Source organism: Nocardia amikacinitolerans (genome assembly GCF_900215415.1).
Lineage (GTDB): Bacteria > Actinomycetota > Actinomycetes > Mycobacteriales > Mycobacteriaceae > Nocardia > Nocardia amikacinitolerans.
In genome coordinates, this window is sequence record NZ_OBEG01000006.1 from 371,825 (window position 1) to 387,206 (window position 15,382).

General features: G+C 69.9%; 15 protein-coding genes. 14 read left to right on the forward strand and 1 reads right to left on the reverse strand.

Going from position 1 to position 15,382, the window contains the following annotated elements; genetic code table 11:
• Nucleotides 1–507: 507 nt before the first annotated feature.
• The gene (locus CRP45_RS26270) at nt 508–2,898 is read left to right on the forward strand and encodes a Tex family protein (protein WP_425436975.1); all 2,391 of its coding nucleotides are present in this window, start codon (nt 508–510) and stop codon (nt 2,896–2,898) included.
• A gap of 33 nt (nt 2,899–2,931) precedes the next feature.
• On the forward strand, nt 2,932–3,804 hold the full coding sequence (locus CRP45_RS26275) for a hypothetical protein (RefSeq protein ID WP_097247438.1): 873 nt from the start codon (nt 2,932–2,934) through the stop codon (nt 3,802–3,804).
• Between the two features lie 7 nt (nt 3,805–3,811).
• Here the strand turns inward: CRP45_RS26275 and sigJ are convergent, their stop codons facing one another.
• Nucleotides 3,812–4,708 (reverse strand): RNA polymerase sigma factor SigJ, encoded by an 897-nt coding sequence (gene sigJ / locus CRP45_RS26280; protein WP_097247439.1) that lies wholly within the window; start codon nt 4,706–4,708, stop codon nt 3,812–3,814.
• A 74-nt stretch (nt 4,709–4,782) separates the two neighbouring features.
• On the opposite strand from sigJ, the gene CRP45_RS26285 reads away from it, so the two are divergent.
• The 12 genes from CRP45_RS26285 (at nt 4,783) to CRP45_RS26345 (ending at nt 15,379) form a co-directional block, all read left to right on the forward strand.
• Entirely contained in the window at nt 4,783–5,388 is a 606-nt protein-coding gene (locus tag CRP45_RS26285) for a DoxX family protein (protein WP_245910452.1), read from the forward strand.
• Between the two features lie 36 nt (nt 5,389–5,424).
• Nucleotides 5,425–6,735 carry an FAD-binding oxidoreductase gene (locus CRP45_RS26290; protein WP_097247440.1) on the forward strand — a complete coding sequence of 437 codons (1,311 nt, stop codon included), beginning with the start codon at nt 5,425–5,427 and terminating at the stop codon, nt 6,733–6,735.
• A 178-nt stretch (nt 6,736–6,913) separates the two neighbouring features.
• Nucleotides 6,914–7,255, forward strand: a complete 342-nt coding sequence (gene rplS, locus CRP45_RS26295) for a 50S ribosomal protein L19 (protein ID WP_011210681.1) — start codon at nt 6,914–6,916, stop codon at nt 7,253–7,255.
• Between the two features lie 83 nt (nt 7,256–7,338).
• Nucleotides 7,339–8,109 carry a signal peptidase I gene (lepB, locus tag CRP45_RS26300; RefSeq protein WP_097247441.1) on the forward strand — a complete coding sequence of 257 codons (771 nt, stop codon included), beginning with the start codon at nt 7,339–7,341 and terminating at the stop codon, nt 8,107–8,109.
• Between the two features lie 57 nt (nt 8,110–8,166).
• A complete protein-coding gene (locus CRP45_RS26305; protein WP_084482673.1) occupies nt 8,167–8,922 on the forward strand; it encodes a ribonuclease HII in 756 nt (251 codons plus the stop codon).
• A 123-nt stretch (nt 8,923–9,045) separates the two neighbouring features.
• A complete protein-coding gene (locus CRP45_RS26310; protein WP_011210678.1) occupies nt 9,046–9,351 on the forward strand; it encodes a DUF2469 domain-containing protein in 306 nt (101 codons plus the stop codon).
• Nucleotides 9,352–9,665: 314 nt separating this feature from the next.
• A complete protein-coding gene (locus CRP45_RS26315; RefSeq protein ID WP_097247442.1) occupies nt 9,666–10,022 on the forward strand; it encodes a YraN family protein in 357 nt (118 codons plus the stop codon).
• Nucleotides 10,022–11,530: a YifB family Mg chelatase-like AAA ATPase gene (locus tag CRP45_RS26320; protein WP_097247443.1), complete on the forward strand. Its 1,509-nt coding sequence runs from the start codon at nt 10,022–10,024 to the stop codon at nt 11,528–11,530. Before CRP45_RS26315 ends, CRP45_RS26320 begins: the two co-directional genes overlap by 1 nt.
• 577 nt (nt 11,531–12,107) lie before the next feature.
• Nucleotides 12,108–13,232 carry a DNA-processing protein DprA gene (gene dprA / locus CRP45_RS26330; protein ID WP_245910454.1) on the forward strand — a complete coding sequence of 375 codons (1,125 nt, stop codon included), beginning with the start codon at nt 12,108–12,110 and terminating at the stop codon, nt 13,230–13,232.
• Between the two features lie 201 nt (nt 13,233–13,433).
• A complete protein-coding gene (locus CRP45_RS26335; protein ID WP_179831021.1) occupies nt 13,434–14,357 on the forward strand; it encodes a tyrosine recombinase XerC in 924 nt (307 codons plus the stop codon).
• A gap of 345 nt (nt 14,358–14,702) precedes the next feature.
• Complete coding sequence (locus tag CRP45_RS26340) at nt 14,703–15,068, forward strand: YidH family protein (RefSeq protein ID WP_067782183.1); 366 nt, start codon at nt 14,703–14,705, stop codon at nt 15,066–15,068.
• Nucleotides 15,065–15,379: a DUF202 domain-containing protein gene (locus CRP45_RS26345; RefSeq protein ID WP_097247446.1), complete on the forward strand. Its 315-nt coding sequence runs from the start codon at nt 15,065–15,067 to the stop codon at nt 15,377–15,379. The genes CRP45_RS26340 and CRP45_RS26345 overlap by 4 nt, the downstream gene beginning before the upstream one ends.
• Nucleotides 15,380–15,382: the final 3 nt, after the last annotated feature.

The window sequence follows — 15,382 nt, forward strand, 5'->3', positions numbered from 1 at the left end:
CCTGGTACGTGGAATCCGCGCGAGCTTTCGTCGGGGCCCAATGGGCTAGGCGGACACAGTCCGTCGTCAGCCCGCGCACGGCCCGAGCGAATGCGGAGGTACGCCTACCGCAGCGCCAACTGATTTCGCGAGCCCCGGGCGATCCACGCAGCCCGAAACCCGCACGAGCCCTGACCACGGGGCCCTACCAAGGCGCCAACTGATTTGCGCGAGGCCGGGGTAACTCACGGGCACACCAACCCATCGAGCCGACCTGAGGATCTCGCGACAATAGATGGGCGAGGCCGGGGTAAATCACTGGCAGACGACCCCATCAAGCCAACCCGAGGATTACCAACGCGACAACTGATCTCGCAAGATCCGGGTAACTCACCGGGTACGCCCAAAACCCGAGCGTCCCCCAACCGCCGGCCCGGCGCGAAACTCTCCCGGCACTCACGACCGGCCTGAGGCTCGGGGAGGCGGATCGGCCAGCTAGTGTTGCGGGTCGTGACGACAGCGCCCGAGATCGCCAGTTCAGAGCCGAACAGCACCGACACGACCGCCGCCGCACCCACAGGCGCCCCGCTGGCCAGCGTGGGCAGGCGTATCGCCGAGGAACTCGGTGTGCGCGAGAGCCAGGTCCGCGCCGCCGTCGAACTGCTGGACGCGGGTTCGACCGTGCCGTTCATCGCGCGTTACCGCAAGGAGGTGACCGGCGGGCTGGACGACGCCCAGCTGCGCCAGCTCGACGAGCGGCTTTCCTACCTGCGTGAACTCGACGAGCGCCGCGGCGCGATCATCGAATCCATCCGTGGCCAGGGCAAACTCGACGACGCGCTGCTCCAGCAGTTGATGCTCGCCGAGACCAAGGCCCGCCTCGAGGACATCTACCTGCCGTACAAGCCGAAGCGGCGCACCAAGGCGCAGATCGCGCGGGAGGCCGGTCACGAGCCGGTGGCCGACGCGCTGATCAATGATCCGACCACCGATCCCGCGCAGTACACCGCCGAGCAGCTCGACGGCGCCCGCGCGATCCTGGTCGAGCGGTTCGCCGAGGACGCCGATCTGGTCGGCGAACTGCGCGAGCTGATGTGGAACCGCGGCCAGATCACCTCGACGGTGCGGCCGGGCAAGGAGGAGGCGGGCGCGAAGTTCGCCGACTATTTCGAGTTCAGCGAGCCGTTCCACAAGCTGCCTTCGCATCGCGTGCTCGCGCTGTTGCGCGGGGAGAAGGAGGACGTGCTCACCCTGCACCTCGAGCCGGACACCGAAGAGCCCGAGCCCGGTGAGCGCAGCATCTACGAAGGCCGCATCGCGGTGCGGTTCGGCATCGCCGACAAGGGCCGCCCCGCCGATTCCTGGCTGCTGGACACGGTGCGCTGGGCGTGGCGCACGAAGCTCCAGGTCAGCCTCGGCATCGACACCCGCATGCGGTTGCGTCAGGCCGCGGAGAAGGACGCGGTCGACGTGTTCGCCGCCAACCTGCGCGATCTGCTGCTCGCCGCGCCCGCGGGCACCCGCACCACGATGGGCCTCGACCCGGGCTACCGCACCGGCGTGAAGGTCGCGGTCGTCGACGCGACCGGCAAGGTCGTCGCCACCGAGGTCATCTACCCGCACAAGCCGCAGGGCCAGACGGAGAAGTCGCTCGCGGTGCTGGGCGCGCTGGTCGCGCGGTTCGGCGTGGAGCTCATCGCGATCGGCAACGGCACCGCCTCGCGCGAGACCGACGCCCTTGCCGCCGAGCTGATCTCGCGGATCCCCGAGAACAAGCCGACCAAGATCGTGGTCTCGGAGGCTGGCGCGTCGGTGTACTCGGCCTCGGCCTACGCCTCCCAGGAACTGCCGGACATGGACGTCTCGCTGCGCGGCGCGGTGTCCATCGCGCGCCGCCTCCAGGATCCGCTCGCCGAGCTGGTGAAGATCGACCCGAAGTCGATCGGCGTCGGCCAGTACCAGCACGACGTCTCCGAGACGCTGCTTGCCCGCTCGCTCGGCGCGGTGGTCGAGGACGCGGTGAACGCGGTCGGCGTCGACGTCAACACCGCCTCGGTGCCGCTGCTCTCCCGTGTCTCGGGCATCGCCTCCTCGGTGGCGGAAAGCATTGTGGCGCATCGTGACCAGCACGGTCCGTTCCGCAGCCGCACCGCACTGCTGGACGTGCCTCGGCTCGGCCCCAAGGCGTTCGAACAGTGCGCGGGCTTCCTGCGCATCCGCGGCGGCGACGACCCGCTCGACACCTCCGCGGTGCACCCCGAGGCCTACCCGGTGGTCCGACGCATCCTGGAATCCACCGGCCGCGGGATGTCCGAGCTGATCGGCAACACCACCGTGTTGCGCGCGCTGCGGCCCGCGGAGTTCACCGACGAGAAGTTCGGTGTCCCGACCGTCACCGACATCATCAGCGAGCTGGAGAAGCCGGGCCGCGACCCGCGTCCTGAGTTCAAGACCGCCGAGTTCGCCGCGGGTGTGGAGAAGGTCGCCGACCTGAAGCCCGGCATGGTGCTCGAGGGTGTGGTCACCAACGTCGCGGCGTTCGGCGCGTTCGTCGACGTCGGCGTGCACCAGGACGGTCTTGTGCACGTCTCGGCCATGTCGCACAGCTTCGTCAAGGATCCGCGCGAGGTGGTGAAGTCCGGCGACGTGGTGAAGGTGAAGGTGCTCGAGGTCGACGTCGCCCGTCAGCGCATCGGGCTCTCCCTGCGCCTGGACGACGAGCCGGGCGCGCCCGCGAAGAACGAGCGCGGCGGCAACCGCGGCCAGGGCGGCGGACGTCAGGGCGGCGACGGCAAGCAGCGGCAGAATGGTCAAGGGCGGCAGCAGCAGGGCCGCGGCCAGGGCAACCAGCGGCGCAACGCCCCCGCGCCGAGCGGTTCCATGGCCGACGCGCTGCGCCGGGCCGGTTTCGGACAGTAGGCGCCAGCGCGGGGCGGAGGGATGTAGGCGGCCATGCGACGGTGGCTCGAAGACGATGTGATCGCGCAAGGCCGCCTACCCCTGCTGTGCTTCCTCTTCGGCTTCATCGTCGGGTTCCTGTTCATCCGGCTCAGCGTCCGGATGATCAGGGCCAAGGTGCGCTGGTGGCCGGGCAATCTGCGGGCGGGCACCGTGCACATCCACCACATGGTGTTCGGCGTGATCCTGGTGCTCGGCTCCGGGCTCGGGCTGGTCGCCGTCTTCGAGAACGGCAGCAGCGCCACCGCGGGCGCATTGTCGGCGGCCTTCGGCGTCGGCGCCGCGCTGGTCCTCGACGAGTTCGCGCTGATCTACTACCTGCGCGACGTGTACTGGGAGGAACAGGGCCGCACCTCGGTGGACGCCGTGTTCGTCGCGCTCGCGGTGACCGGGCTGCTGCTGCTCGGCTTCCATCCGCTGTCGCTGTTGGAGATCAACGACTTCCGCGCGTCCATCGGCACCGGCGCGCGGATCGTGGCGACCGTGTTCGCGCTCGTGAACCTGATGCTCGCCGCGATCGTCATCGCCAAAGGCAAGATCTGGACCGGCCTGTTCGGCATGTTCTTCCCGCCGCTGCTCGTGGTCGGCGCGCTGCGGTTGAGCAGGCCGGGCGCGCCGTGGGCACGGTGGCGCTACGGTGACCGGCGTCGGTTGATGTACCGGGCGATCGTGCGGGAACGCCGGTATCGCAGGCCGGTCATTCGGGCCAAGATCTTCGTACAGGACCTCGTCGCGGGCAAGCCCGATGTCGAGCACGTGCGCACGGCGGCGGAGGCGGAGCTGACCAGGACGGTCGTGCCCGCGCCGCCCGCCCCGCACCGGCACCACCACCTACTGTGGTCGGCCGATCACGACGAGGAGCGCTGACCCGCGTTCATCGACGGTCGTCGGCCCGGACCAGATCGAGTCGCGCGAGCCGTTCGGGATCGGACAGGATGTCGATCTGCGCGATCCGGCCGTCCGTCACGGTGAGGCTCATCACCGACATCGGCTTGCCCTCGGCCGTATTGAGCAGTCCCGCAACGCCGTTGACCAGGGCCGGGTGGGTGTCGTAGAGGTTGGCCATCCGGTGGAACGTGTCGAGCATCGCCGCCACCCGCTCCGCGCCGCGCACCACGCGCAGGCCGCCGGGCACCGTCGCGCCGCCATCGGCGTGCAGCACCGCGTCCGGATCGAGGATCGCCAGCAGCGCGTCGAAATCGCCGCCGCGCGCCGCGCTCAGGAACGCGTCGACGACGCGGCGCTGGCGGGGCAGATCGGGATCGGGCACCGGCGCCCGGCCGCGAACACGGTTGCGCGCGCGGCTGGCCAGCATCTTGGCCGCGGCGGGCGACTTGCCGACGATCGGCGCGATCTGATCGAACGGCATCGCGAACATGTCGTGCAGCACGAACGCGAGCCGCTCGGCCGGATTCAGCGACTCCAGTACAACCAGCAGCGCCATGCCGACCGAATCGGCGAGCAGCGCTTGGCCTTCCGGATCGGTTCCGTCGTCGGGGCGGACCACCGGATCAGGCAGGCGCTCCGCCATCGGTTCCTCCCGGCGTGAGGTGCGCACGCGCAGCATGTCGAGGCAGACCCGGCCGACCACGGTGGTCAGCCAGCCCGCGAGGTTGTCGATTTCGGCGGCGTCCGTCTTTGCCAGGCGCAGCCACGCCTCCTGAACCGCGTCGTCGGCTTCGGCGATCGAGCCCAGCATGCGGTAGGCCACCGCGGTCAGATGCGGCCGGTGGCCTTCGAAGCGCCCTGCCAGAAATTCGTGGTCGTTCACGGCGTGTCCTCTCTGTCGCTCTACTGACGAACCGTAGGAGCCGGACCTAACAGCAACGTTGGTCGATGTGCGCTATGTCACAACGACATTTCGCGCCCTTTGTTACCTTTCCGCGCTCCGGTCCGTCATCCAGTTCGAAACGTGATGAGGCGGTGCGCGGCGAGCGCGGGCCGGACGAAGGAAAGCCGAAGATGAATACTGCAACGACAACTCCCACGGAATTCGCCACGAGCGAGATCGAAGGCGGTGCGTCGCACCGCGGATCCCGTGCCAGGATGATCGCCTTCGGCGGCACCACCGCGATTCTCATGACGGAATCGGTGGTCGGCGCGTACTGGGATCTCGCGCGCATCCCCTATGTTCAGGACACTTTCGAACGTCTCGAATACCCGCTCTACTTCGCGACGATCATCGGCGCCGCGAAGGTCGCCGCGGTGTGCGCGGTCCTGGCGCCCGGCACGCCGCGGTTGAAGGAATGGGCTTACGCCGGACTGGCTTTCGTCTACGGCGGCGCGGCCCTTTCGCACATGGCCGTCGGCGACGCACCGCCCGCGTGGATTTCCCCGCTGGTATTCCTCGGGCTCACCGTCGCGTCCTGGGCGCTGCGTTCGCCCGCTCGGCGCGATCCGAAACCGCTGCCCGCAGCGTGGGCTTCGTTGCGCCGTTTTGTCCGCAGCTAGCAATTCTCGATCGAAACAGCAGACAGGACAAGAGAAATGACACTCGAGAATCTCCGCGGCATTGTCCGCGGCCGGGTCCTGCTACCCGGTGACGAGGAATTCGACAAAGTCGCGCAGGCGTGGAATCTCACCGTGCGCCAATCGGTGGCCGCGGTGGTCGAGATCGCCGACGCCGAGGACGCCGCGGCCTTGGTGAGCCACGCGAACAGCGCGGGACTGACGGTCGTCACCCAGCCCACCGGGCACGGCGCGTCCGGAAACGGGGACGGCGTGACCCTCGTGCGCACGGCGCGCCTCGACGGCATCGCGGTGCACGCCGACCAGCGGTGGGCCCGCGTCGGCGCGGGTGCCACCTGGGGGCAGCTGCAAGCCGCGGTCGGCGCGCACGGACTGACCGGGCTTGCGGGCAGCAACCCGGTCGTCGGCGTCACCGGCTACACCCTCGGCGGCGGGCTGAGCTGGTTCAGCAGGAAGTTCGGCTGGGCCAGCGACGGCGTGCGCGCGTTCGAGATCATCGACGCCGATGGCCGTCCCGCGCGCGTCACCGCCGCGTCCGATCCGGAACTGTTCTGGGCGTTGCGCGGAGGCGGCGGTGACTACGCGCTGGTGACCGCGCTCGAACTCGACTTGCACCCCGCGCCCGCGCTCTACGGCGGCCGCCTGATGTGGCCGGGCACCGCGACCCGCGCCGTCTTCGAGGCGTTCACCGAACTCACCGAGCGGGCTCCCGACGAGTTGTCGCTGTGGTTCCACCGCTTCCAATTCCCCGACGCCCCACCGATGGTCGCGCTCGACGTCGCCTATCTCGGCGATGCCGAGGCGGCCGGGGAACTGCTCGCCGGGGTGGACGCCATCGGCGGCGCGATCGCCGACAAGCGCGGCGAGCTGTCGGTAGCGAACCTCGGCGACATCACCGCCGAACCCACCGATCCGAGCCCGGCACTGTCCCGCGCCGAGCTGCTGACCGATCTCGACGACGCGGTGGCGAAGATCCTGCTCGACGACCCGCTCGCGCCGCTGGTGAATTTGCAGATCCGCCACCTCGGCGGCGCGCTCGCCGCGACCGGACCGGAGCCGGGCGCCCGCGCGGCGGTGCGCGAGCCGTACCTGCTCTACCTGCTCGGCCTCGGTCTTCCGCACCTCGCCGAAGCGGTGACCGCCGAACAGCGGCGGATCGTCGGCGCGCTGGACGGCCATCTCGGCGCTGGCAAGCCGTACACCTTCCTGACGCCGGGGGAGCATGCGTCGGCAGCCTTCGACGCGTCGACGGTGAGCAGGTTGGCCGACATCAAACGGGCCCGTGATCCGCGAGGTGTCTTCCGCGCGAACTACCCGGTGCTCGGATGAGCTGAGGCGGACTCCCTCGGCCCCGATTTTCGGCGGACCCTCTCGGTCTGGCACAATGCACAGGTTGCCCTGGGTGCATGTCGACCCCGGGAGCATCCCTTAATTCGGAGCATGAACCGGTCGAGCACGCGCTGTGCCGCCAGGGTCCTCTGTTCGCGCGAACTCCAGAAGGATGGAAATGAACACCCTTGACTTCGTCGACGAAAAGTCGCTGCGCAGCGATGTCCCCGACTTCCGTCCGGGCGACACCCTCAATGTGCACGTGAAGGTCATCGAAGGCTCGAAGGAGCGCATCCAGGTCTTCAAGGGCGTCGTGATCCGTCGCCAGGGCGGTGGCATCCGCGAGACCTTCACCGTGCGCAAGGTGTCGTTCGGTGTCGGCGTGGAGCGCACCTTCCCGGTGCACAGCCCCAACATCGACCACATCGACGTCGTGACCCGCGGTGACGTCCGCCGGGCGAAGCTGTACTACCTGCGCGACCTGCGCGGTAAGGCGGCCAAGATCAAGGAAAAGCGCTGAGCGCTTCGCCCTGACCCGGCACGAGTGATCTTCACTGGCCCGGCACCGGACGCGAGTCATGGTGCCGGGCTAGTCTGTTCCGCGTGGCAGACGAAAGTGGGTCGGTGTCGGTGTCCGGATCGGACGACGAGGGGGGACGCCGCGGCAGGCGGCAGGCGAAGAAGCCGAAGAAGCAGCGCCCGTTCTGGCAGGAGCTGCCGGTCCTCATCGTGATCGCGGCCGTCATCGCCGCGCTGATGGTCAGCTTCGTCGGGCGGCCGTACGTGATCCCCTCCCAGTCGATGGAGGAGACCCTCCAGATCGGCGACCGCATCTACGTGCAGAAGGTCAGCTACTACGGCAGCGACCCGCAACCCGGTGACGTGGTGGTCTTCGTCGGACCGCCCTCCTGGAACACCCGCTACCAGTCGATCCGCTCGGACAACGCGATCGTGCGCGGCGTGCAGAACTTCTTCTCCTTCTTCGGCCTCGTGCCGCCCGACGAGAACGACCTGGTCAAGCGGGTCATCGCGGTCGGCGGCCAGACCGTGCAGTGCTGCGACGCGCAGGGCAGGGTCATGGTGGACGGCAAACCACTCGACGAGCCCTACGTCGAGAACGACTACCGCTGGCTGCCCGGCCAGCAGAACCCCACCTATCCCGCGGGCCGCGTGTTCGGTCCGGTGAAGGTTCCGGACGGGCACCTGTGGGTGATGGGCGACAACCGCAACCAGTCCGCGGACTCCCGCGCCCACGTCGGCGACGAATGGCAGGGCACCGTACCCATCGACAACGTCCGAGGCAAGGCCGTCGTGAAGATCTGGCCGCCGAATCGGATCGGGCTCATCCGTTCCCAGGACCCGCAGACCAACTGATCGGCGCGGCCGCAGGATAATTGGACGGTGGGGCAGGCCGGAGCAGTGGGTAACCGAATGACGGCAAGCAATGGGTGGCCGCCGCGCGTGGTGATGCGCAAAGCGGGCGGCTTGCGGACGCTGGAGGCGGCGCTGATCCGCAGCGGGCTCGGCCCGGTGGCGGGTGTGGACGAGGCCGGTCGCGGCCCGTGCGCCGGGCCGCTGGTCGTGGCGGCCTGCCTGCTCGCACCCAAGGCCTACGACAGACTCGCGGGCCTCGACGACTCCAAGAGGCTCACCGAAGCCACCCGCGAGCAGCTGTATCCGGTCATCACGCGGCTGGCGCTGGCCTGGAAGGTCGTCGTGATCCCGGCGTGGGAGATCGACTCGATCGGCATTCACGTGGCCAATATCGAGGGCATGCGCCGCGCGGTCGCGGGCCTCGGGCAGACTCCCGGCTACGTGCTGACCGACGGTTTCCGTGTCCCGGGCATTCCGGTGCCGTCACTGCCCGTGATCGGCGGTGACGCCGCGGCGGCCTGCATCGCGGCGGCCAGCATCCTGGCCAAGGTGACCCGCGACCGCATCATGGTCGAGATGGACCAGCGATTCCCCGGCTACGGTTTCGCGGCGCACAAAGGTTACAACACGCCCGAACACACCGCCGCGCTCGAGCAGCTCGGTCCGTGCAGCGAGCACCGGCGATCGTGGCGCAATGTGCGTGAGACGGCGGGATTGCGTCCGCTCGATCCGGCCGTCGAGTACGCCGACGCGGTGCTCGCCGACGGCCTCGAGGACAGCCGAGTGGCTACCGATGCCGCCCATGCGAGATGATGTGAAGAGACGACCAGGCGGTGTGAGCGTCAGGCCAGGAGGCGATAGCGCGGGGTAACCACGCGGGCCACGCGAACGCCGCCGATACGATGCAGTGCGGCGAGAAGGAGGACGTCCCACCCGATGAGTGCCGAGGACCTCGAGAAGTACGAAACCGAGATGGAGCTCTCGCTGTATCGCGAGTACAAAGACATCGTCGGTCAGTTCTCGTACGTGGTGGAGACCGAGCGCCGCTTCTACCTGGCCAACTCCGTGGAACTGCGTCCGCAGAACGCCGACGGTGAGGTGTACTTCGAGGTGCGCATGAGCGACGCGTGGGTGTGGGACATGTACCGGCCCGCCCGCTTCGTCAAGCACGTCCGGGTGATCACCTTCAAGGACGTCAACATCGAGGAGTTGGAGAAGCCGGACCTGCGGCTTCCGGAGTAGTCCGGTCGGCGGAAGCGCTTCTGGACGGCGCTGGACTACGTCCGGCAGCGCCGCTTAGTAGACCTCGGACTCTCCGGCCATCCGCGAGCCGACAACAGCGTTCGCGTCGACCGAGCTTGCCTCGCCCAGGTCGCGGCCGTGCGTAGGTCGACGATCACGCCGTCGGCGGCGCCATACCACTGCGCTCCGACAGCGCGACCCGGCTGCGGACCACGCGGCGGCGTGTTGTCCACAGCGGCGGCGTAGTCCACAGGGCGGGCATCGGCCCAGGTCACCGCGACCGGACCGCGGTGCGGTGCGGTCACGATCGTCGGGTGGCAGACAAACAGGCGCTCGGCGCATACGGGGAAGAGCTGGCGGCACGGTTCCTGCAGGACGCTGGCATGGAGATCGTCGTGCGCAACTGGCGTTGCCGGTACGGCGAGCTCGATCTGATCGCGCGTGATTCCGGGACCACCGCGTTCGTCGAGGTGAAGACCCGCAGCGGTCTCGGGTTCGGCACGCCGGCCGAGGCCGTCACCTTCGCCAAGCGGCAGCGCATCCGGCGGCTCGCGCTGCTCTGGCTGGCCGAACAGGACGGTCCGTGGCGGCGGATCCGCTTCGACGTGATCTCGGTACTGATCCAGCCCGGCCACAACCCGGTGATCGACCACCTCGAGGCGGTCTTCTGATGGCGCTCGGGCGCGCCCATTCCGTCGCGGTGGCGGGCGTGGACGGGCAGTTGGTGGAGATCGAGGCCGACATCGGTCAGGGGCTGCCGTCGGTGCACCTGGTCGGCCTGCCCGACACCGCGCTCTCCGAATCGCGCGACCGGGTCCGCTCGGCGGTGGCCAATTCGGGGGAGAAGTGGCCGGACGGCCGCGTGATCCTGGCACTGTCGCCCGCGACCCTGCCCAAGATCGGCAGCGTCTACGACCTCGCACTCGCGGTATCGGTACTGGACGCGGCGGGCGCGGTGCCCTCGGAACGGCTGGCGAAGACGGTGCTGCTCGGCGAGCTCGCGTTGGACGGGCGGGTGCGCCGGGTGCGCGGCATCCTGCCCGCGGTGATCACCGCGCGCAACGCGGGCTGTTCGACGGTGGTGGTACCCGAATGCGCCATGGCGGAAGCGGGTCTGGTGGAAGACGTCGAGGTGTTCGGCGCGGCGAGTCTGCGCGCCGTGGTCGCCTGGCTACGCGGCGAGGCGGCGCTGCCGGAGCCGAGTGGCGAACTGCCCGACACGACGCGCTCCTACGGTGACCTCAGCGAGGTGGTCGGTCAGGACGAGGCACGCTGGGCGCTCGAGGTGGCCGCGGCGGGTGGCCACCACCTGTTGCTAACCGGGCCGCCGGGCATCGGCAAAACCATGCTCGCGCAACGTCTTCCCGGTCTGCTGCCGCCGCTGTCGGAAGCGGAGGCGTTGGAGGTGACGGCGATCCACTCGGTGGCGGGCGCGCTGTCCGGCGATCATCCGCTCATCACCGTGCCGCCGTTCGTCGCGCCGCACCACTCCACCTCGGTCACGGCGATGATCGGCGGCGGCTCGGGCTCGGCCCGTCCCGGCGCGGTAAGTCGCGCCCACCGTGGCGTGCTCTTCCTCGACGAGTGCGCCGAGATCGGCGTCAAGGTCCTCGAAGCGATGCGAACGCCTTTGGAGGAAGGCGAAGTTCGCATCGCCCGCCGCGACGGGGTCGCGCGCTACCCGGCCCGCTTCCAACTAGTCCTGGCCGCGAACCCCTGCCCGTGCGCGCCCGCCCGCGACGTGGACTGCATCTGCGCACCTCTGGCCCGCCGCCGCTACCTCGGCAAGCTGTCCGGGCCGCTGATGGACCGCATCGACATCTGGGTGCAGATGCACGGTCAGTCGGGCGCGACGTTCAGCTCCGACGCCGCCGAGAGCAGCGCGGTGGTGCGCGAGCGCGTCGCGGCGGCCAGAAAGGCCGCGCTGCACCGCTGGCGCGAGCACGGCTGGCTCACCAACGCGGAGGTCCCGGGACACGCACTGCGCCAACGGTTCCGATTGCCCCGCGAATCCGTCGCCCCGGTCGAGGCCGCCTTGCGCATGGGACGCATGTCCGCCAGGGGCGCCGACCGCGCCATCCGCGTCGCCTGGACGATCTGCGATCTGCGCGGTGCCGATGTCCCCAGCGCGCAGGACGTCATGTTGGCGCTGAACTTCCGCCAGCGGGGTGCGCAGTGAACACGCGGCGTGGCAGGGGTTTTGGTGCCGAGGTGCCGCCGCAACCATCGATGGTGCGGTGCGGTGACCGCGCTGTGGCGTCGACTCAACGGTGGGCGCCGTGCCGCGGTCGTGTGGCGATGTCCTTGTCGGCGGACAGTCGCGACGGGGGTGCGCGATGACCGGCGCGAGCCGAGCGGGGCGGGATGCCGTCGGGTACGAGGCGGTTCCCCGCGTAGGGGATGGCCACGGTTTCGATGGGCAGCCAGGGGTTTCGCGGCCGGCAGCATGTCTTGACGGTCCGGACTGCTCGGTCGAGCTCGATCGGGGCGGCGTAGACCGGGGCGCGGCTATTGCGGGTCGAAGGGTTTCGATGGACGAGGAGGGCGAGGGCGGTGTCGAGTCCGGCATTCGCGGTTCCGGCGGGGATGGTTCTGGTCCGCGGCGAGCGGTATGGGCAGACGGCCTCGACGAGCGTGGGGCGGGGCTCGATGTTGCGGGTTGCGGCGCGGACCCAAGTGGTCGGCGGCAAGCGCCCGGTGCGAATTCGCGGGTAGTGGGTGGTGCGGGAACGGCGGACGAGCGGAGGTTGGCTTGGGTGTACCTTTCGCGAGTCGTCGAAGGGCCCTGTGCGGCGTTGTCCGCGTTGATCGAATCGGTCGGGGTGGTGGAGGCCGCACGGGCGGTGCGCGAGTGCGAGTTGCCGGAGTCGCTGCGCGGACCGACCATGCGGCGGCGCGAGATCGACTCGGCGGCGGACGATCTGGAGCTCATCGAGCGGATCGGTGGCCGGGTGGTGACGCCCGACGACCCGGAATGGCCCGCGTGGCGGTTGCTGGGGCTGAGCCAACTCGAGGTGGGGCGGGATCCGGACGGCGCGGTCCCGCTGGTGCTCTGGGTGCGCGGACCGCGCTCACTGCTGGAGTCGAGCGAACGGGCGTTGGCGGTGGTCGGATCGCGGTGCAGCACGGGATACGGCAATCAGGTCACCGCCGAGATCGCCAGGGATCTGGCCGCCCAAGGCTGGACCATCGTGTCCGGCGCGGCGTTCGGCGTCGACGCCATGGCGCACCGCGCGGCGCTGGCGGTCGACGGGCCGACCATCGCGGTGCTCGCGTGCGGCGTGGACCGTCCGTATCCCGCCCAGCACGAGCGGCTGCTCGCCGAGATCGCGGACGTCGGCCTGGTGGTCAGCGAGTATCCGCCCGGCACGGTCGCCAGGAAGCACCACTTCTTGGCCCGCAACCGCCTGATCGCGGCGTTTGCCGATGGTGTGCTGGTCACCGAGGCGGGACTGCGCAGCGGCGCGCGAAACACCGTGAAATGGGCGCGTCGACTGGGACGCCCGGCGCTGGCGATCCCCGGGCCGGTCACCTCGGCGGCCTCGACGGGCTGCCATCGGATGATCCGCGACGGCGAGGCGCTGCTCGTCACCCGCACGGAGGAAGTGATCGATGAGGCCGGACCGCTGCGTTTGTCGCTGCCCGGCAGCGCGGGCGCCGTGCCGGACACCCCCGAGCACCTCACCGGCGACGAGGCCACCGTCTTCGCCGCCCTCCCGGCCATCGGCTCCCGCCTACCCCACGAACTGACCGCCCATTGCCCACTCTCCCTGCCCGCGATCCGCGCCGCGTTGGTCGCCCTCGAGATCGCGGGGTTGGTCGCCCTCGACGAAACCGGTTGGCACCGAAAGGCGCCCAGGAAGTCGGGAGGACGCTCGTGATGATCTGCACACGGTCCGTCCGTATACGGCGCGTGATCGCGGGAGCCCTGCGGCGCTGGTTGCGATCACGTCGACTCTTCGCGGGCTTCGCGAAAGTGGTTCGCGACTTACGAAACCACGGGTTGCGACGTACGACACCCCGAGACTCACTGCCCGGCGCGGGATCTTGCCAACCGCCGCGCCGACCGCGACGGTGGTGGGGTGGACGAGTTGCCGGAGGATCTGGAAGCGCTGTTGACGGAGTACGGGCGACACTTGCGGCTCGGTCGCAACCGCTCGGCGCACACCGTGCGCGCCTACCTCGGCGACGCGCGGTCGCTGCTGGCCCACCTGTACGCCCGGTCCCCGGATTCGGCGGTCCGAGAGTTGGACCTGACGCTGTTGCGGTCGTGGCTCGCCGCGCAGTCGGCGAACGGCGCGGCCCGCACCACGATGGCGCGGCGCGCGTCCTCGGCGCGCACGTTCACCGGCTGGCTGACGAAGACCGGCAGGCTGGAAGTGGATCCCGGCCTACGGCTCGGCTCGCCCAAGGCGCACCGGACGCTGCCAGCGGTGCTCGGCAGGCAGCAGGCGGTGGAGGCCATGGACGCCGCGGAATCCGGTGCGGCGCAGCACGATCCGATGGCATTGCGGGACCGGCTGATCGTCGAGCTGCTGTATTCGACCGGGATCCGGGTGAGCGAACTCTGCGGCTTGGACGTCGACGACGTGGACCGGGAGCGGCACCTGGTCCGGGTGCTCGGCAAGGGGAACAGGGAGCGCTCCGTGCCTTTCGGCGCACCGGCCGACCGCGCCGTCGCGGAGTGGCTGCGCTACGGCCGCCCCGCGTTCGCGACCGCCGAATCGGGGCGCGCGCTCCTGCTCGGCAGGCGCGGCAGGCGGCTCGACCAGCGGCAGGCAAGGACCGTGGTGCACGAGGTCGTTTCGGCGATCCCCGGCGCGCCAGACATCGGGCCGCACGGCCTCCGCCACAGCGCGGCGACCCACCTGCTGGAGGGCGGCGCGGATCTGCGCGTGGTGCAGGAGGTGCTCGGCCACGCCAGCATGGCCACCACCCAGCTGTACACGCACGTCTCCATCGAACGGCTGAAGAAGGTGCACGACCAGGCCCACCCTCGCGCGTGAGCCACCGGTCGGCGCCGCGCCCGCAATGGGGGCGCTGGTGTCGCCCACCAACGCATCGCTGACCTCGACCGTGACCGGCTCGCGACGGCCTTCCACGATGCCGCCCCGATGTGCTTCCAGCTCGACGCGCGGCATGGGGTCCGCTGCCCGCGAGGCTCGTGGACGACCGCCCGGTCTGCCACTACGCTGACGTTGCGGAACGTTTGCTTGCGGCACGAAACTGACCAGAGACGGAGTGGTGCCCGTGCACCCTGGCGGCGGAAGCGTGACCTCGGACGTCCCTGAGCGCCCGGCCGATTCGATCGTTGTCGTGCCCTTTGCCTGCCCCGCCCGCGAGGGGGCGGTGTGACACTCCCGGAAGTCGGCTCGGAATCGGAGGACGGCGAGGAAGGCGTCGACTACCGCTTCACGCTCGCCAACGAACGAACCTTCCTGGCCTGGATGCGCACCTCCCTCGGCCTGCTCGCCGGCGGTGTCGCGGTGCACACCCTGGTCCAGCCGTTCCACATGGCAGGCCTGCGCCGGACGCTCGCGGTCAGCTGCATCGTGCTCGCGGTTGTCGTCGCGATCGGCGGCTACCTGCACTGGCGTCGGGTCGGCCACGCGATGCGCCGCGCCGAACCGCTGCCGGAGACGATATTGGTGCCGATCCTGTCGGCGGGCATCGGAGCCGTGTCGATCATGGCCTGTATCGCGGTGCTGCTGCGATGACGGCAAGGGACGTGGGACTTGCGGCCGAGCGCACCGCGCTCGCCTGGCGGCGCACGGCCATCAGCGCGATGGTCGTTGCCGCGCTGTGCGTCGACCACGCGCTGAGTTCCGGCTGGCGCGACGCCGCGATCGCCCCCGCCGCCGCAGCGCTGACGATGTTCGCGGTGGCGGTAACGGGCTATCTGCGCAGCCGGTGGTTACGCCATGGCCGCCGCAGCAGGGCCGACGGGGTCATCGCCGCGACGGCGCTGGCGATCTTGTTCGCCGGTGGCGTCGGGGTCGCGTTGGGTTTCACGGACCCACCGAGGTGATCC